This window comes from Sphingomonas hominis (assembly GCF_013328205.1).
In the GTDB taxonomy this organism is placed as follows: domain Bacteria; phylum Pseudomonadota; class Alphaproteobacteria; order Sphingomonadales; family Sphingomonadaceae; genus Sphingomonas; species Sphingomonas hominis.
In genome coordinates this window covers 36182-54383 of the sequence record NZ_JABULH010000002.1, presented here as the reverse complement: position 1 = coordinate 54383, position 18202 = coordinate 36182, and the positions used below count along the sequence as shown (strand labels likewise).

Below are 18202 nucleotides of genomic sequence, written 5' to 3'. Positions count from 1 at the left end.
GATACACTGTTGCATAGTGGGGTCATGCTGCGTTGCAAGATGAAAAGGTTTCGGATGTTGATGACGGTTGGCGACAGCTCGACGGAAGCGCGCGCGGATGACGAGCGCGGGATCGTCATTCATGACCTGCGCCACAGCTACGGATCGCGTCAGGTGCTGCGCGGGCTCGATCTCCGCGTAGGACCGGGCGAGATCTACGCGCTGCTCGGCGGCAATGGCGCAGGCAAGTCGACGACGTTGGCCGCGCTGCTCGGCTTCATCGCGCCGTCCGCCGGCATCGTGCGGGTGTGCGGCATCGATCCCGCTGCCGATCCGCAGGGGGCACGCGCGCAGCTCGCCTACGTGCCCGAGAGCGTCGCGCTCTACGAGCATCTGACCGCGCGCGAGAATCTCGATTATTTTCTCTCGCTCGCCGGTGCCGATCGCAGCGGCGCGACGGTGATTGACCCCGCGCTGGACGCGGTTGCCCTGCCCCGCCACGCCTGGGACGCGCGCACCGGCGGCTTTTCCAAGGGCATGCGGCAGAAGGTGGCGATCGCGCTGGCGCTAGCGCGGCACGTGCCGGTGCTGTTGCTCGACGAGCCGACGTCCGGGCTGGACCCGCAGGCGACGCTGGAGTTCAATCGCTTGCTCGCCACCGCCCGCACCCGCGGCGTCGCCGTGCTGATGGTGACGCACGATCTGCTGAGCGCGGTCGACGTCGCCGACCGGATCGGATTCCTGGCGGACGGACGGATCGAGGAAGAGCGGCAGGCCGACAGCGGGTCGGCGCGCTTCGATCTCAACGCGCTGCACGCCCGTTACGCCCGGCCGCAGGTTGCGGCATGAGCGGGGCGGTTATCCGCATTGCGCGGGAGGAATGGCGGGCGCTGGCGCGCAATCGTGCCGGCGTGATCGCGACCGCGTTGCTGGTCGTGCTGGTGCTGGCGGCGACCTTCGTCAGCCTCGAACGGCGCGCGGTCATCGATGCGGACCGGACGCGGTACCAGGCCGGCACCGACCGCGATTTCGACCAGCAGCCCGCACGCCATCCGCACCGGATGGTACATTACGGGCAGTTCGTGTTCCGTCCGCTACCGCCGCTCGCCTTCTTCGACGCGGGCGTGGACGGCTTCACCGGCACCACCGTGTTCCTCGAAGGCCACCGGCAGAACAGCGCCAATTTCGCCGAAGCGCGGCAATCGTCGCTGCTGGTTCGCTTCGGTCAACTGACTCCCGCCTTCGTTCTCCAGACGCTCGCACCGCTGCTGCTGATCTTTCTGGCCTTCACGGCCGTGGCGCGCGAGCGTGAGCGGGGAACGTTGCGGCTGCTGCTGGCGCAGGGGCTCGACGGGCGTCGCCTGCTCGCAGGCAAGCTGCTCGGTCATGCCGCGATCGCGCTGGCGATCGGAACGCCGGCCTTTGTCGCGCTGCTGTGGCTGACGGCGACCACCGAGGGCGCGAGTTGGAGCGCGGCGCTGCTGCTGATCCTGGGGTATTCCGCCTGGCTGCTGATCTGGGCGGGGCTGGCGGTCGTCGTCTCCGCGCTGGCCGCGCGTTCGCGCGATGCGTTGGCGGTGCTGATGGGCGTGTGGATCGTCGGCGTGATCCTGCTGCCGCGCGCGCTGCCAGGCGTGGCGGCGTCGCGCGCCATCCTGCCGACCCGCATCGAGACGGAGGTGGCGATCCACCGCGACCTCGCCCGGATCGGCGACAGCCACGATCCCGACGATCCGTATTTCGCCGGGTTCAAGGCGCGGACGCTCGCCCGCTACGGTGTCAGCCGGATCGAGGACATGCCGGTGCAATATGCGGGACTGGTCGCGATGGAAGGCGAACGCCTGTCCACCGATCTCTATGCACGCGCCGCGACCGATGCCGCCGCGCGTCAGGAGCGGCAGAACGGCTTCGTCCACGCCTTCGCGGCGGCGAGCCCGCTGATCGCGATCCGCCAATTGTCGATGGCCTTGTCGGGCAGCGACCCGGCCGCGCATGAAGACTTCCTGGGTCAAACGGAGGCGTTCCGTTACCGCTTCGTCCAGGCGCTGAACCGGATGCAAGCGGAGAAAATTCCTGTGTCGAACCCGGGCATCGACCCGCGCGTGTCGGCCGATAACTGGCGAACGGTGCCGCGCTTCGCCTTTCGCGCGCGCGATCCGCTGTCCGAACGGGCGCCGATCGCGCGCAACCTCATCATCTTGTCTGCGTGGCTGGTAGCGCTGGCGAGCATTGCCGCGATCGTCGGTCGCCGGCTGGGTCGGGTGACGCGATGAGCCGCACCGCTGCCGAATGGCGCCTGCTGTCGCGCTCGCGCTTCGCAATCCTGTCTTTGGCGCTGCTGCTGGTCCTGTCGACGCTGGCAATCTGGTCGGGCGTCGCGCAGGTCGCGCGCCAGGACGCCGCGATTGCGCGCGTCGCCGGGGAACAGGCGCGCGACTATGCCGCCGTGACGGCCGCTTATGGCAAGCCGGACGGCGAGGCGGGCAATGCCGCTTACTACAGCTTCATGCTGGCGAGCGATCCACCCCCGCCGCTCGCCTTTGCCGCAATCGGGCAGCGCGACATCCAGCCGTTTGTGCTGCGCGTGCGTGCGCTGGGGTTGCAGCAACAGCTCTACGACGCCGAGGCAGTCAACGCCGAACTGGCGCTGCCGGGTGTGTTCGACTGGGCATTCGTGCTGATCTACCTCGCGCCGCTGGTGGTGATCGCGCTTGGCCACGATCTCGTCAGCGGCGAGCGCGAGAGCGGGCGACTGCGGCTGCTGTTGTCGATGCCGACCAGCGGGCTGTGGCGACGACGGGTTGGCTTGCGCTACGCGGCGGTGCTGATCGCGGTGACGCTGCCGCTGCTGGTCGCGGCCGTGATGCTGGGCGCACCCATTGGTGCCACGATCGGCATGATCGTCGTGGCAATGCTCTATCTCGCTTTCTGGTTCGGCGTCGCGCTGCTGATCGGCAGCCTCGTGTCCGCGTCCGCCACTGCGGCGGCGGGGCTGGTCGGGTGCTGGATCGTGCTGACGTTGGTGTTGCCGACGCTCGGCAGCGCGGCGATCGCGCGCGCCGTGCCCGTCGCGCGCGGCATCGACCTGACGCTGGCGCAGCGCGAGATCGTACACCGCGGCTGGGACATCCCCAAGCCCGCCACGTTCGAGCGCTTCTTCGTCAACCATCCCGAATGGCGCGGGCGCGAGCAATTCGAGGGGCGGTTCCACTGGAAGTGGCTGTTCGCGATGCACCAGGTCGGCGACGAGGCGGTGGGCGCCCAAGTGGCAGCCTATCGCGAGAGCCTGCAGGCGCGCGAGCGTTGGACGAACCGGCTCGCCCTGATCCTGCCCGGCGTTGCCGCGCAAGGCGTGCTGCACCGCCTCGCCGACACCGATCTCGCCGCGCAGCTCGCGTTCCAGGACAGCGTTGGCGCGTTCCACACGCGGTTGCGGCGGTTCTTCTACCCGTATCTGTTCACCGACACGCCGTTCACGGCGGGCGATTTCGACCGGTTGCCGCGCCATGCCGTTCGCCCCGCCGGTGGCAGCCTTCCCACGGCGTCGCTGATCGCGCTGCTGCTCGCGGCGGCATTGCTGCTCGCGCTGGGCGGATCGGCCGTGCGCCGTGTGGGCGGCAACAGCCGCCGCTAACCTTGCCTCAACCGGAGTTCTCCCGATCCCTCGCCACCTCGCCTTTCTCGCCATCGCCGCCGCTCAGGCACCAATTCCGACCGCTGCACCGGTCGCCCCCTTGCCTCCCGCAATGGCGTGGTCGGGCGCCAGCGAGCGGCTGATCGCCGCGCCCGGCGATCGCTGGATCACGCCCGCGGAGCGTGCGCGCTTCGAGACGACGCCTAATTACGCCGAGACTCGCGCGTGGCTGGAACGGCTGACTGCGGCCTCGCCGTTGCTCGCGCTGCATACCTTCGGCCGCACGCCGGAGGGACGCGACCTGTTCTACGTCCGTGCCGGCAAAGGCGGTTCCGTCAAGCCGGTAATCCTGATCCAGGCGGGTATCCATTCGGGAGAGATCGACGGCAAGGACGCCGGGCTGATGCTGCTGCGCGACATCGCGCTGCGCGGCAAGGACGACCTGCTCGACCGCGTCGATCTGGTGTTCGTGCCGATCTACAATGCCGATGGCCACGAGCGGACCAGTCCCTGGAACCGTCCCAATCAGCGCGGACCGCGCAACCCCGGCACGCGCTCCACCGCGCAGAACATCAACCTCAACCGCGATTACGCCAAGGCCGATGCGCCCGAGACGCGTGCGATGCTGGCGTTGCTGAAGCAGCTCGACCCGATCCTGTACGTCGACATGCACGTGTCCGACGGTTTCGACCACGGTTACGACGTGACCTACACCTACGCCGGTTGGGGCCGACACACGCAGTCGCGCGCGATCACCCGCTGGCTCAACACGTCGTTCCAGACCGGCGTCGACGCGTTCGTGACGAACATGGGGCATCGCCCGCATTTCTACCCCAGCGCGATCGACGAGCGCGACCTGAGCAAGGGGCTGCGCGTCGCCGCGGAAGGCCCGCGTTACTCCACCGGTTACGGCGATTTCGCGCGCATCCCAACGGTGCTGGTCGAGATGCATTGCCTCAAGCCGTATCGCCAGCGCGTGCTCGGCGCGTACACCATGATGGAAGGCGCGATCCGGCGAGCGGCGGGCGACGTCGCCAACCTGCGCGCCGCGATCGCCGCCGATCGCGCCGCGCGACCCGAAACGCTGGCAGCGCGATGGGCGCGCGATCCGGTGCCGCTGGAGCAGGTGCCATTCGAAGGCGTGGCGCTGGAACGCTATCGCTCGCCCGCTTCGGGTGAGGAGGAAGTCCGCTACCTGGCGCGGCCGCAGCGGCTGACCCTGCCGATCATTGGACAGAAACCGGTCGGCTTCGTCACGTTGCCGCGCGCGTGGTGGGTACCGGCGAGCGCCACCGAGGTGATCGACCGGCTCGACCTGCACGGCATCCGCTACGAACGGATTGGCAGCCCGAGGACGGTCGCGCTCGACATGGTCCGCCTGAGCGAACCCCGGCTGGGACCGGCGAGCGAGCAGCGCGTGATGGTGTCGGGCACGATGCGGCATGAGCGGCGGCAAGAGGCGATGCCGGCCGGCTCGGTCCGCGTGCCCTATGATCAGCCCAAAGGCCTGCTCGCCGCGGCGCTGCTCGAAGCAGAAGCGGAGGATTCGTTCCTGGCCTGGGGCTTCTTTCCCGGCATGTTGCAACAAAGCGGCGCAATGGAGCGCTACGCTAGCGCGCCGATGGCGGACGCGATGCTCGCGCGCGATCCGGCGCTTCGTCGCGCGTTCGAGGCGAAACTTGCCGCCGACCCTGCCTTCGCGACCGATGGTGCGGCCAGGCTCGCCTGGTTCATCGCGCGAACGCCATATCGCGACGAGCGCTACCTGCTGTATCCGATTGGGCGCGAATTGTGAGCACGCGAGGAGGACCGCGACGCTGCGGTCCCCCTTGGGTCTGAAGCAGTTGTAGCGAGGTCAAGGAACTGCTCGTGGCATGCGCCTCTTACCCTGGAGCGTCCAGACGATCACGCGACCGTGATGGCGGCGTCCAGTTCGAGCGCGACCAGGCGCGCACGGGGCCGTTCTGCCGAACCCGCTATCCCGTCATCCTGATAGGGAACGTCGATCGCGCCGATCATGCCGTGCGGTGCCATCCCGAAGGTCGCTCTCCCGCTGAGCGATATGGCGGCGCAAGCGCGAGGCCTTAAGCCCAATTCGGGGCTTCTCGGCGACGATTGCCTCGCCGAGCATATCCGGCATGTCGTAGGTCGGATTGCATCCGGGTTCCGCCCAGCGTTCGCGCGGGGCCTACTCATAACAGGTCTCGCGTGCGGATTTTGATCGAGAAGTCCGCAGTCGTGCCTGTTTGAGAGCGGTGGACACACGCTTTTCTTCCTATAGTGCGCGTGGCGCATGAACGCTGCGGGCGCAGCGTGACAGGGAATCGATGACGCCAGCACCGATCGACCTCGCGCAAGCGTCAGGGTCAGCTGCGATAAAGCATCACGGTGGCGCCGAGTTCGGGCATCGTGCCGATCCTCCTCTACCTCGATGCGAAATGGTGGTGCCGATGACGTTTCTCGCCGTTGATTGGGGCACCACCAACCGCCGCGTATTTCGCATCGATGACGGGGCGGTGGTCGCGTCGGAGCGTGACAACAAGGGCGCTGCGTCGATGACGCCCGCCGACTATCCCGCGGAGGTCGCGGGTATCCGCGCGCGCATGGGCGACCTGCCGATGCTGCTGGCCGGCATGGTGGGCTCAACCATCGGCTGGCGCGAGGTGCCCTATGTCGCCGCGCCCGCCGGGATCGCCGCGCTGGCGGACGGGCTGGCCTGGGTCGACGAGCGGACCGCGATCGTCCCCGGCGTCGCGATGCGCGACCCCGCGAACCCGGACGTCATGCGCGGCGAGGAAGTGCAACTGCTCGGCGCGGTGGATGCAGGGCTGGTGCCGCGCGACGCGCTGTTGTGCCAGCCAGGTACGCATTGCAAATGGGTGTGGATGGAGGACGGCCGCATCGCGCGCTTCACCACCGCGATCACCGGTGAGCTGTTCGCGCTGCTGCGCGGGCACGGCATCCTCGCACGCCAGCTGACCGGCGCGGTGACGGCGGGCGACGCCTTTCGCGAGGGCGTGCGCCGCGGCGCGGCGCGCGATCTCGCCGCCGCGCTGTTCGGCATCCGCGCGGCCAAGGTGCTGGGCTACCGCGACGATGCCGATGCGGCGAGCCATGCCAGCGGATTGCTGATCGGCGCGGATGTCGCCGCGCGCCTCGACGAGGAGCGCGGCGCGCACGTGCACATCCTCGCCGATCCGACGCTCGGCACGCTCTACGCCAGCGCGATCGATACGCTGGGTGGCAGCAGCGCGCTGATCGACAGTCGCCAGGCCTTCGTGGCCGGCATCACCCGCATCCAGGAGCATCACGCATGACCCACCGCCAGCGCTTCGACGAGGCGTTCGCGCGCTTCCCGCTGATCGCCATCCTGCGCGGCGTGCGCCCGGACGAGGTGGAGGCGATCGGCGAGGAACTGGTCGCGGCGGGCTTTACGATCCTGGAAGTACCGCTCAATTCGCCCGATCCGCTGAACAGCATCGCGCGCCTGTCGCGCTCGCTCGCCGGTCGAGCGGTGGTCGGTGCCGGCACCGTGCTGCGCGCCGCGGACGTGGCGGCGATCGCGGATGCGGGCGGTACGCTGATCATCGCGCCCAATGCCGACACGCGGGTGATTGGTGCCGCGGCAGACGCGGGCATGGTCGCGCTGCCGGGCATCGCCACCCCAACCGAGGCGTTCGCGGCATTGGAGGCCGGCGCGGCCGCGCTGAAGCTGTTCCCCGCCGAGCACGCGACGCCGGCCGTCTTGAAGGCGATGCGCGCCGTGCTTCCCGCCGATGCGCGCGTCCTGCCGGTGGGCGGGATCACGCCGACCAACATGGAACTTTGGCTCGCCGCGGGCGCGGCGGGCTTCGGCCTCGGCTCCGCGCTCTACAAGCCGGGCATGACGGCGGCGTCGGTCGGCGAACAGGCACGCGCCTTCGCCGCCGCGATTGGTCGGGCGCGATAGGCGCGCGGGCTGCGATCGCGCAGCCCGGGAGTGGGGAAAGCTGTCCCAACCCGGACAGCTCACCTCCCTTACAGCTTGCCGCAATGAGGCGGATCAGCGCATGATCAGCTTGTCCGGCGTGTCGGCCGAGCCGGAGGGTGCTCAGCTGACCGCACCGGCTACCGTTTTTCTCGCTTTTAGGTACGCATGAACGCCTTCGATGCCCTGCACGCCGCACCGGCGGAAGTCCGCGAAGCGGCGCTCGACCTGCTCGATGCAGTGTCGGCGCCGCTCACCGAGCGACAGTTGGCCATCGCCCTGCGTCAGAGCGGCCTCGGCGTGCTGGAAGCGCGGCGGGTCGCGCGCAGCCTGCGCAAGCTCGCCATTATCGCGGTATCCAGGCGATAGCCGCGTCGTATGCGCCGTTCAGGCCCGCGCGTCGGGCCGGTGCCGCCATGATGGGATGATCCATGACCAAGCAGGTGATCGACTGGAACGAGGCGGCGGTCCGGACGTGGCTGGCGAGCCGCATCGCGTCCACCCGGGCCGATCAGGTGGCGGCGCAGCGGCGCGGCCGCGACGGTGAGGACGATTGCGACCAGGCCGCCGCCGAGGAGATGGTCTGCACGCTGGTGAACAAAGATGCCGTCACGAACAGCCAGGCGACCCTCGTCGCCGCGCTCGACCAATTACTCGAACGAGAGGATTATATCTGGCGCGGCGTCTACGACGACCGCCGCTTCGATCGCCACGTGCGCTCCGCCAGCAGAAAGATCCGCAAGATGGCGAAGACCAACACCGGGTTTGACCGCCTCTCGCGTTTTCAATGAGCATCGGCCGCGCGGCATAGCGGCGGCGGATGTCTTCAGCGCGGGCTTGATCATCACCCACGCCCCTGCTTGCGCGTTTCTTAGCCGCCCTGCCGCGCAACTTGACCGACGAACTCGCAGTCGGACGTGAACACTCAGCTATTCGCGGTCGAGGCCGGCGTATCCCGCCTCGGTGCCTCAAAGGTCGCCCAGTCGCCATCGCCGGATGGGCGCGGCGGTGGCCCAGCAATCCCCTCCGGCTCGTCGACGGTGCCGACGCGGGCGCGGTGGAGGTGGACCTTGGCGATCATGTTGGCAGAGATCGGTGCGGTGATGAACAGGAACAGCGAGATCAGCAGCTCGTGCGCGGTCCAGACGCCGAGCCGCGCCTGCGCATGGACAACGGAGGCGACCAGCAGCGCGCCCAGCCCCAGCGTGGTCGCCTTGGTCGGCCCATGCAACCGCTCCATCGTCGTGGGCAGGCGGACGAGCCCCCAGCTTCCGATCAATGCGAAACCGGCGCCCAGCAGCAGCAACACGATCACGATGATGTCGGCGACCAATGTCATTCGACGATGTCCCCGCGCAGGATGAACTTGCAGTAAGCGATGGTGCTGACGAACCCGACCATCGCCAGCAGCAGCGCAGCCTCGAAATAAGTGTCCCTGCCGCCGATCATGCCGATCAGCACAATCAGCGCGATGGCGTTGATGACCATCGTGTCGAGTGCGACGATCCGGTCGCCCAGCGCCGGTCCGCGCAGCAGCCGCCACAGATTGAGCAACAGCGCCAGCGCGATGCCCGCCGTCGCGACGTGGAGGGTGACGGCGATCATGCGAAGATCCGTTGCAACCGGGTTTCGTAACGCGACTTGATCCGGGCGACCTCCGCCACCTCGTCGGCCACGTCGAGCCCGTGCACCAGCAGGAAGCGGCCGTCCGCGGACACGTCGGACGACACGGTGCCGGGCGTCAGGCTGATCGTGCCCGCCAGCATCGTGATCGCCTCCGGCGTGGTGAGGTCGATCGGCACCACTAGCCAGCGCGCGCGCAGGTCGCGATTGCGCCGGAACAGGATCAGCCAGGCGACCTGAAAATTGGCGACGACGATGTCGAACAGCACGATCGCCAGATAGCCGAGAAAGGGGCGGCCGAAGCGCATCCGCGGCCGGTCGGGCCAGAACGGCTGAGTAAACTTGGGCAGCACCAGCGCGAACACCGCACCCAGCACTAGCCCTCCGACCGTGATGCTGTTCGCCATCAACAGCCAGACGATCAGCAGCATCGCCGACAATCCAGGATGAGGGAGCAGGTTCTTCACCGCCCTGCCCCCAGCACCGCGGCGACGTAGCGTTCGGGTGCCATGATCTGCGCCGCGGTGGCGCCGGTCTGCATCGTCACCCACCCAGCGGCGATCGTCAGCGCCGCCAGCAGGGCGAGCAGCGTTGCGGGCGCGATGAATTCGGCACGGGATCGACGCGTGCTCGCGATCGGCTCGACCAGGGCCTCGCCCTCGACTTGGGGCGTTGCCTTCCAGAACAGGGTCGAGCCGCTGCGGGAGAAGCCGACAACGCCAATCATGGTTGTCGCCAGGATCGTTGCCCACACTGCCGGCCAGCCCGGTGCGGCAAAGCTGGCGTCGAGGATCAACAGCTTGCCGACGAACCCGGCGAGCGGCGGCAGTCCCACCGCTGCGATCGCTGCCAAGAGATAGAGCAGCCCCGCCGCATCCTGTTGGGCGAAGCGCGGGCTCGGTACGATCGCGTCGGCATATTGGCCGCGCCGCCGCATCGTTACGTCCGCGACCAGAAACAGCGCCGCGCCGGCGAGCACCGCCTGCAAGAGGTAATAGAGCGCGGCGGCAAGCGCGGCCTCCTGCCATAACGCCACCGGCATCAGCAACGTGCCTGTCGAGGCGAGCACCGCGAACGCCGCTTGCTCCCGCATGCCGCGCGCGGTCAGCACCCCGGCGAAGCCGATCGCTGCGCCCAGCATGGCGGCGGGCAGCAGATAGGGCGCGGGCACCCAGGCAGCCGCGCCGGCGCGTGCGCCGAAGATCAACGGCACGGTGCGGATCATCGCGTAAACGCCGACCTTGGTCATGATCGCGAACAGCGCGGCCACCACCGGCATGGTGGCGGCATAGGTGCGCGGCAACCAGAGATGCAGCGGCACCACCGCCGCCTTGAGCGCGAACACCGCCATCAGCAGCAACCCGGCGACACGGAGCAGCCCCTGATCCTGCGCCCCTAGCGCAGCGACCTTCACCGCCAAGTCCGCCATGTTGAGCGTCGACGTCAGGCCGTAGAGCAGCCCCAACGCGATCAGGAACAAGGCCGAACCGACGATATTGACCACGACATAGGCCACGCCCGTCTTCAGTCGCAGCGCGCCCTGGCCGTGCAGCATCAGGCCATAGGAGGCGATCAGCAGCACCTCGAAGAACACGAACAGGTTGAACAGGTCGCCGGTCAGGAAGGCGCCGTTCAATCCCATGAGCTGAAAATGAAACAGCGGGTGGAAATGCCATCCGCGCCGATCCGCACCGGTAACGACGGCATGGCCCAGCACCACCGTCCCCAGCACCGCCGCCAGCACCAGCATCGCCACCGCGAGCCGGTCAGCCACCAGGACGATGCCGAACGGCGCGGGCCAATTGCCCAGCGCATAGCTGCGGATCGCATCGTCCTGCGCCGCGGCGAACAGCACCACGGCAGTAACCAGCATGGCGACACAGGCACCGAGCGAGATGGCGAGCGCGGCCCCCCGATGACGTCGCATCAGCCGCAGCGTGATCGGCGCGGTGACCGCCGGCACCACGATCGGCGCGACCATCAGGTGATCGAGCGCGGTCACGCGGCATCCTCCGGCTCGGCCACGCCGTCGACCTGGTCCGATCCGCTTTCCAGAAAGCTGCGCAGGCTCAGGATCACGGTCAGCGCGGTCATGCCGAAGGTGATGACGATCGCGGTCAGCACCAGCGCCTGTGGCAGCGGGTCGGCATGATCGGTCACGCCCTTGGCCCATAGCGGCGGGCGGTCGACGACCAGGCGGCCGATCGCGAACAGGAAAAGGTTGACCGCGTAGGACAGCAAGGTCAGCCCCAGCACGACCTGAAACGTTCGCCCGCGAAGCGCGAGATAGATTCCGCCCGCGACCAGCGCGGCGATCGCGGAGGCGACGAGGAACTCCAGGCTCACGACCGCTCCTCCCTACCCTGCTTGGCGCTGCCCTGCTTGGTGCTGTCCTGCTTGGTGCTGTCCTGCTTGGCGCCGTCCTGCTCGGCGGGGTCCTGCTTGGCGGCGCGCTGTGCGACATGGGCGAGTTGTGCCAACGCCATCATCACCGCGCCGACCACGACGAGCGCGACGCCCAGGTCGAACAGCATCGCGGTCGCCAGCTCGAACTCGCCGATCAGCGGCAGGTGGACATGGTCGAAGCTGCTGGTCAGGAACGGTGCCCCGAACACGAGCGATCCCAGCCCGGTCGCGACCGCGATCAATACGCCCATACCGATCAGTTGATGCTCGCTGATCCGCCGCCGCACATCGGTCCAGTCGAACCCCGATGCCAGATATTGCAACAGGATCGCGATCGAGAAGACCAGCGCGGCAATGAACCCGCCGCCCGGCTGGTTATGCCCGCGCAAGAAGATGTACATGCCGACCAGCAGCGCCAGCGGCAGCAACAGCCGCGTCGCCATCACGAACATCATCGGGTGCCGTTCGGGTGAGAAGCGGTCCTTCGACCGCCATTCGCGCAACCGCCGCCCCGCGACACCGTGCGCGGCCGGTTCGAGCAGCGCGAAGATCGTCAGGCCCGCGATGCCGAGCACGGTGATCTCGCCCAGCGTGTCAAAGGCGCGGAAGTCGACCAACGTGACGTTGACGACATTGGTGCCGCCGCCGCCCGAATAGCTGTTATTCCAGTGAAATCGCGAGATGCCCGCCCGCTCCGGCCGGGTCATGACGGCCCAGGCGAGCCAGCCGCTACCCAGCCCGCCGCACAGCGCGATCGCCCCGTCACGCACCCGGCGCGATACGGCCGACAGACGCGGCGGATTGCCGGGCAGCAGGTGCAGCGCCAGCAGCATGAGCAGGATCGTCACCACCTCCACCGCGATCTGCGTCAACGCGAGGTCGGGGGCGGACAGATGAATGAACGCCAGCGCCATGACGAGCCCGATGACGCTGATGAATACGAGTGCGAGGTACCGCCGCCGATCGACCGCCAGCACCGCCGCCGTTGCCACGATCAGCGCCGCCCAGGCGACAACCGCTACGGGGGACGCGGGCGTCGTCGCGCGCGCGCCGGCCGCGACCCCGAACCGCCACGCGGCCTCGCCCGCCAGCGCGAGTGCGGTGACGAACAGCACCGCCAGGTACCGTTGCAGCGACGCGCGGTGGATAACGCCCGACAGCCGGCGCAACGCATCGACGCTTGTTGCCAGCGCGCGATCGAACATCTGCTTGGCATCGGGTGACGGCAGGCGGGCGACCGATGCCGCGGCAGCCGGGTAAAGCCACAGCAGCAGGATCGCGATCGCCACCGCGCCCAGGCTCATGAACAAGGCGGGGTTGAGGCCATGCCACAGCGCCAGATGCAGGTGTGGCGCTGCGCCGCCGGTCACCGCCGCCGTCGCCGCTGCGACAAGCGGACCGGCCAGCGTCATCGGCAAGATCCCGAGTGCGAGCGCGATCACACCAAGGATTGCCGGCGGCGCGAGCAGCAACGCACCGGGATCGTGCGGCGCCGCGACGGCTCCGGTCCGTCGCGCGCCGAAGTGCAGCGCCACGGCGTAGCGTAGCGAATAGGCCGCGGACAGCATCGCGGCGATCGTCGCCAGCACCGGCACCAGCAGCGCCTGTCCATGCCAGGACGTATGCGCACTCTGTTCCAGCATCATTTCCTTGGAAATGAACCCGCCCAGCGGCGGCAGGCCCGCCATCGCCGCGGCGGCCAGGACACCCAGCGTCGCGGTCAGCGGCATGATCGCCGCCAGGCCGCCGAGCCGCTTGATGTCGCGCGTGCCGGTTTCGTGATCGACGATGCCCGCGTGCATGAACAGCGCCGCCTTGAACGCGGCATGGTTCAGGATGTGGAAGATCGCCGCCGCCACTGCCGCGCCCGTGCCGAAACCGAGCAGCATGACCATCAGTCCCAATTGGCTGATCGTCGAATAAGCGAGGATCGCTTTCAGATCGTGGCGGAACAGCGCGACGCCCGCTCCGAACAGCATCGTCGTCAGCCCGACCGAGGTGACGACGAAGAACCACCAGTCGGTCCCCGCCAGCACCGGCCACAATCGCGCGAGCAGGAACACGCCCGCCTTCACCATCGTCGCGGAATGGAGATAGGCGCTCACCGGGGTCGGCGCGGCCATGGCGTGCGGCAGCCAGAAGTGGAACGGAAATTGCGCCGACTTGGTGAACGCCCCCACCAGGATCAGGATCAGGATGGCGGGATAGAGCGCGGAGGCCTGTACCAGATCGGCGCGCGCGAGGATCGTCGCCAGATCATAGCTGCCCGCGGCCTTCCCGAGCAGCACCATGCCCGCGATCAGCGCCAGTCCGCCGCCGCCCGTGATCGTCAACGCCATGCGCGCGCCCTGCCGCGCATCGGCCTGATCGCGCCAGAAACCGATCAACAGGAACGACGCGAGGCTGGTCAACTCCCAGAACACCAGCATCAGCAGCACGTTGCTCGACAAGGCGATGCCGACCATCGCCCCTTGAAACAGCATCAGGAAAGACAGAAAGCGCGCGGTCGGCTCCGTCTTGCCGAGATAGCCGTGCGCATAGACGACGACGAGCAGCCCAATGCTCAGGATCAACCCGGCGAACAGCAGCGCCAGCGGATCGAGCCACAGACTGACGTCGAGGCCGAGCGTCGGTATCCAGGGCAACCGCACGGTCGCGGTTCGACCGGACAACACCGGACCCGCCTGCACCAGCAGCACGGCCAGGCCGCCCGCGCTACACGCCGCCGCGATCCCGACGTGGACCTGCCGCGACGCGCGCCGGGCCGCCATCAACAGCACGACCGCCATGAACGGCAGGGTGACGAGGATCAGCAACGCCACCGGCAGCTCCCCTGGCGGATCAAGGCGTCATGACGGCAGATCGAGATCGTAGAAGTTCGATCGGGCAAGCCGATGCTCCGGGCACGAGAATTCAGCGCTGGCGGCCCGACCAGCGCAAGAACCTGCCCGCGCGATGGTTCGCGAGCACCCGCGGTCGCTATGGCACACGCGGCGGTCGATCCACAACCCGCTCCGGGCCGCGGAGGTGATCCATAATCCTTCGGCCAGGTCGTCAGCCGGTCGTCACGCCGCAATCGTCTCAGGCGCTAAAGACCGGATCCTGACGCAGCATCGCGAGCTAGTTTGAAAGCGGTCGCTGCAATTCCAGAGCATGGGGAGCGGGCAAGCGCTATGGAACGGCCGATGGCGCCTGTCATTGTGTCGGGATGATTGCTTCCCTGGTTCCCGTTCGCAGCCTGTTGTTCGCGATCTTAATCCTGATGCTCGGGGCCGGCTTCCTGACCACGCTGGTCAGCATCCGCTTGCAGGCGAGCGGTACCGGTCCGCTGATCATCGGCCTGATCGCGACGAGCTATTTCGCCGGCCTCGCGGCCGGGGCGGTCCGGGTCGGGCGGCTGGTGGCGCGGATCGGACATATTCGCACGTTCACCGTGGTCGTCGCGCTGCTGTCCGCGACTACGCTCGCCTACACGCTCAACGCGCAGCCGTTGCTGTGGATGGTCCTGCGCTTCATCGACGGCTGCTGCGTCGCCGGCGTCTACGTCTGTCTGGAGAGCTGGTTGAACGACCGTGCGGAAGGCCCGTCGCGCGGCAGCGTGCTGGCGGGGTACATGATTGCGCTCTATCTGGGACAAGGGCTCGGCCAGCAATTGCTGAACGTCGTGGGCGCCGTGTCGGCAACGCCGTTCGTGTTGGCGTCGCTGCTGATCTCGCTGTCGGTGCTGCCGGTTGCGCTGACCCGGATGAGCGGCCCCGCGCTTCAGACCAGCGCCGCGCTGCCGATCCGGCGGCTGTACGTCATTTCACCGCTGGCGATCATCGGCGTGGCGCTGACCGGGGTCGTGCTCGGTGCCTTTTACGGGCTGGGTCCGGTTTATGCCGGCGACCTCGGGTTGTCGGTGTCGCGAACCGCCGGGTTCATGACGGTCGTGATCCTGGGCGGCGTGGCCTTGCAATGGCCGCTCGGCCGTTTGTCCGACCGGTTCGATCGACGCACCGTCATCATTCTCACCACCGCGGCAGCCGCAATCAGCGCGTTCGCGCTGGCGCTGACCGGGCCGGACGGCATCGGTTTGGTCCTGGCCGGAGTGTTCGGGGGAACGGCCTTCGCCCTGTATCCGCTGTGCGTCGCCCATGCCAACGATCAGCTCGCGCCGGCGGAGCGGATCAGCGCAACCGGCGGGCTGGTCTTGGTTTACTCGCTCGGCGCGGCGATCGGCCCCCTGCTAGTATCGGCCGCAATGGCGCTCACCGGGCCGCAGGGGTTGTTCCACGTGCTCGCCGTCCTGGCCGCCAGCGTGTTCGGCTTTGGATTGTGGCGTCGCATGGTCGGCGACAAGGTACCCGCCGACATGCAGCAAGCCTATCAACCGCTGCCCCGCACCACGCCGTTCGCGGCCGAACTGACCGCCGAGCCGGCCGCAACACCGAGCGATGCCGGCCGCTGACATCGTCGCGACGCTTCGCCATTCGCCATTGCAGCGCATAAGCGCTAGGTCGCGGCGATGCCGACAAGCAGAATCAATCCGCGCGTGTTCTGGGGCGCGTCCGCGATCATTGCCGCCCTGCTGTTGATCACGCTGGCGATGCCGGGAACGGCGGACGCCGCCTTCAAGGCCGCGCAGAGCTGGGCCATCGACACGTTTGGCTGGTTCTACATCGCGGCGGTGGCGGTGTTCCTGGTGGTCGTGCTGCTGCTCGGGTTCGGGCCGGCGGGCAAGCTGAAGCTGGGCCCGGACGATGCGGAGCCCGACTTTCCCTACCTGTCGTGGCTGGCGATGCTGTTCGCGGCAGGGATGGGGATCGGGCTGATGTATTTCGCGGTGGCCGAGCCGATCCAGCATTACATCTCACCGCCCGAGGCCCCACCGGGGACCATCCTCGCAGCGCGCGAGGCAATGGCCATCACCTTTCACCACTACGGCGTGCATGCCTGGGCGATTTACGCACTGGTGGGGATGAGCCTCGCCTATTTCACCTATCGCAAGGGCATGCCGCTGACGCTGCGCTCGGGCCTGTCGCCGATCCTGGGCAAGCGCATCAACGGCCCGCTGGGTGATGCGATCGACATCTTCGCGGTATGCGGCACGGTGTTCGGCGTATCCACGTCGCTGGGTTTCGGCGTTTCGCAGATGACCGCCGGTCTCGCCTATAATTACGGCCTGCCGGACACGACCGCGACCAAGATCGTGGTGATCGTGCTCGTCATGGGCGCGGCCACCATCTCCGTGTTGAGCGGAGCGGATCGTGGTATTCGGCGCTTGTCGGAATTGAACCTGACGGTCGCCGTGTTGCTGATGCTGTTCGTCATGGCGGTCGGCCCGACGCTGTTTCTGCTTCGCGCGCTGGTGCAGAATTTCGGGCTGTACCTCGACCATTTCGTGATGCGCACCTTTACGCTCTACGCGTATGAACCGCGCGCGTGGATGGCGGATTGGACGCTGTTCTATTGGGCATGGTGGATCGCGTGGTCGCCGTTCGTCGGCATGTTCATCGCCCGCATTTCGCGCGGGCGCACGATCCGCGAGTTCGTCATCGGCGTGCTGTTCGTGCCCACTGCCTTCACCTTTCTGTGGATGACGGTGTTCGGCAACACCGCGATCTCGCTCGATCTCGGCTCCGCGGCGGGCGGGATCGCCGATGCCGTGCAGGCGAACCTGTCCACCGCCTTGTTCAAGTTCCTGGAGTATCTGCCCGGCGCCGGCGTCACCTCCACGTTGGCGATCATATTAGTCGCGGTGTTCTTCATCACGTCGGCGGATTCGGGTGCGCTGGTGATCGACACGCTGGCATCGGGCGGCGCCGAGGAAACGCCGCGCTGGCAGCGGGTTTATTGGTGCGTCCTCCTGGGCGTCACGGCGACGCTGTTGCTGGTAGCGGGCGGATTGGGTGCGTTGCAGGCGGCGACGCTGCTCGCAGCACTGCCCTTCTGCTTCATCATGCTCCTGCTCGCGGTCGGCCTCGTTCGGCAGACCAGCGCCGATCTTGCCGGTGTGACGTTGCCCGGTGAGGCACCGGCGATCAGCGAGCGCATCAAGCGGCTTCTCGTCCCGCCGCGCCGCACCGATATCCTGCGCCAGCTGCACGACCACGGAGAACCTGCGCTGACGCTGGTCCACCATGCCATGCAGCAGGAGGGCTGGACCGACAGCCGGATCGATGTGCAAGCGGAGCAGCTGGAGCTGACGATCGGTGCCGAAGGCGGTCGATCGTTCGTCTATCGGCTCGCCCCGCGGTCCCGCCCGCTGGCCGCTTATACCGCGTTGGAAGCGCCGGAAGCCCGACGCAGCCTGACCTGGACGCTGGCGGCACAAACGAATGGCGAAACGCGATCACGCGACCTTACCGGCTTCTCGATCGACCAGATCGCCAGCGACGTCCTGACCCAGCTCGAGCGCTGGCGCCTTGCCGGCCCGGTTGCATCGTGAAGCCGGCTCAGAACAAGGTCGATCAAGTCACGCCGATGGTCGCGCTGACTAATCTGCAACGTTACCGTCGAGCCTGAACGGGAGGCGTGAGTTCTCGTCCCGGTTGGCCGGCGTCCCACCCCTTGATGAGCGCGGCTGCCGGGGTCGGTCATCGTCGATACGC

Annotated in this window: 16 protein-coding genes; 10 read left to right on the top strand and 6 right to left on the bottom strand. The window is 67.9% G+C overall.

Annotated features, from left to right (window positions below):
- Positions 1-54 precede the first annotated feature (54 nt).
- From HRV97_RS05345 to HRV97_RS05310, 8 genes are all read left to right on the top strand, one after another.
- Positions 55-828 carry an ABC transporter ATP-binding protein gene (locus HRV97_RS05345; protein WP_246248571.1) on the top strand — a complete coding sequence of 258 codons (774 nt, stop codon included), beginning with the start codon at positions 55-57 and terminating at the stop codon, positions 826-828.
- Positions 825-2252 (top strand): ABC transporter permease, encoded by a 1428-nt coding sequence (locus tag HRV97_RS05340; protein WP_174192824.1) that lies wholly within the window; start codon positions 825-827, stop codon positions 2250-2252. Before HRV97_RS05345 ends, HRV97_RS05340 begins: the two co-directional genes overlap by 4 nt.
- Complete coding sequence (locus HRV97_RS05335; protein ID WP_174192822.1) at positions 2249-3613, top strand: ABC transporter permease; 1365 nt, start codon at positions 2249-2251, stop codon at positions 3611-3613. Before HRV97_RS05340 ends, HRV97_RS05335 begins: the two co-directional genes overlap by 4 nt.
- Positions 3614-3725: 112 nt before the next feature.
- Entirely contained in the window at positions 3726-5408 is a 1683-nt protein-coding gene (locus HRV97_RS05330) for a M14 family metallopeptidase (protein WP_174192820.1), read from the top strand.
- 655 nt (positions 5409-6063) lie between these two features.
- The gene (locus tag HRV97_RS05325; protein WP_246248570.1) at positions 6064-6930 is read left to right on the top strand and encodes a 2-dehydro-3-deoxygalactonokinase; all 867 of its coding nucleotides are present in this window, start codon (positions 6064-6066) and stop codon (positions 6928-6930) included.
- Positions 6927-7562, top strand: coding sequence for a 2-dehydro-3-deoxy-6-phosphogalactonate aldolase (locus tag HRV97_RS05320; RefSeq protein ID WP_174192815.1), 636 nt, complete (start codon positions 6927-6929; stop codon positions 7560-7562). The genes HRV97_RS05325 and HRV97_RS05320 overlap by 4 nt, the downstream gene beginning before the upstream one ends.
- 186 nt (positions 7563-7748) lie before the next feature.
- Positions 7749-7949, top strand: coding sequence for a hypothetical protein (locus HRV97_RS05315; RefSeq protein WP_174192813.1), 201 nt, complete (start codon positions 7749-7751; stop codon positions 7947-7949).
- Between the two features lie 62 nt (positions 7950-8011).
- Positions 8012-8371 carry a hypothetical protein gene (locus HRV97_RS05310; RefSeq protein ID WP_174192811.1) on the top strand — a complete coding sequence of 120 codons (360 nt, stop codon included), beginning with the start codon at positions 8012-8014 and terminating at the stop codon, positions 8369-8371.
- Positions 8372-8505: 134 nt separating this feature from the next.
- Here the strand turns inward: HRV97_RS05310 and HRV97_RS05305 are convergent, their stop codons facing one another.
- The 6 genes from HRV97_RS05305 to HRV97_RS05280 are packed head-to-tail and all read right to left on the bottom strand — an operon-like array spanning position 8506 to position 14431.
- Positions 8506-8919, bottom strand: coding sequence for a Na+/H+ antiporter subunit G (locus tag HRV97_RS05305; protein ID WP_174192809.1), 414 nt, complete (start codon positions 8917-8919; stop codon positions 8506-8508).
- Positions 8916-9185, bottom strand: coding sequence for a K+/H+ antiporter subunit F (locus HRV97_RS05300; protein ID WP_174192807.1), 270 nt, complete (start codon positions 9183-9185; stop codon positions 8916-8918). The genes HRV97_RS05305 and HRV97_RS05300 overlap by 4 nt, the downstream gene beginning before the upstream one ends.
- Positions 9182-9670, bottom strand: a complete 489-nt coding sequence (locus tag HRV97_RS05295) for a Na+/H+ antiporter subunit E (protein WP_174192805.1) — start codon at positions 9668-9670, stop codon at positions 9182-9184. The genes HRV97_RS05300 and HRV97_RS05295 overlap by 4 nt, the downstream gene beginning before the upstream one ends.
- A complete protein-coding gene (locus HRV97_RS05290) occupies positions 9667-11205 on the bottom strand; it encodes a monovalent cation/H+ antiporter subunit D (protein WP_343044445.1) in 1539 nt (512 codons plus the stop codon). Before HRV97_RS05290 ends, HRV97_RS05295 begins: the two co-directional genes overlap by 4 nt.
- The gene (locus tag HRV97_RS05285; RefSeq protein ID WP_174192803.1) at positions 11202-11549 is read right to left on the bottom strand and encodes a Na+/H+ antiporter subunit C; all 348 of its coding nucleotides are present in this window, start codon (positions 11547-11549) and stop codon (positions 11202-11204) included. The genes HRV97_RS05290 and HRV97_RS05285 overlap by 4 nt, the downstream gene beginning before the upstream one ends.
- The gene (locus HRV97_RS05280; RefSeq protein WP_343044444.1) at positions 11546-14431 is read right to left on the bottom strand and encodes a monovalent cation/H+ antiporter subunit A; all 2886 of its coding nucleotides are present in this window, start codon (positions 14429-14431) and stop codon (positions 11546-11548) included. Before HRV97_RS05280 ends, HRV97_RS05285 begins: the two co-directional genes overlap by 4 nt.
- A 386-nt stretch (positions 14432-14817) precedes the next feature.
- Between HRV97_RS05280 and HRV97_RS05275 the strand changes: the two genes are divergently transcribed.
- Positions 14818-16059, top strand: a complete 1242-nt coding sequence (locus HRV97_RS05275; protein ID WP_174192801.1) for an MFS transporter — start codon at positions 14818-14820, stop codon at positions 16057-16059.
- Between the two features lie 57 nt (positions 16060-16116).
- Positions 16117-18039 carry a BCCT family transporter gene (locus HRV97_RS05270; RefSeq protein ID WP_174192799.1) on the top strand — a complete coding sequence of 641 codons (1923 nt, stop codon included), beginning with the start codon at positions 16117-16119 and terminating at the stop codon, positions 18037-18039.
- Positions 18040-18202: the final 163 nt, after the last annotated feature.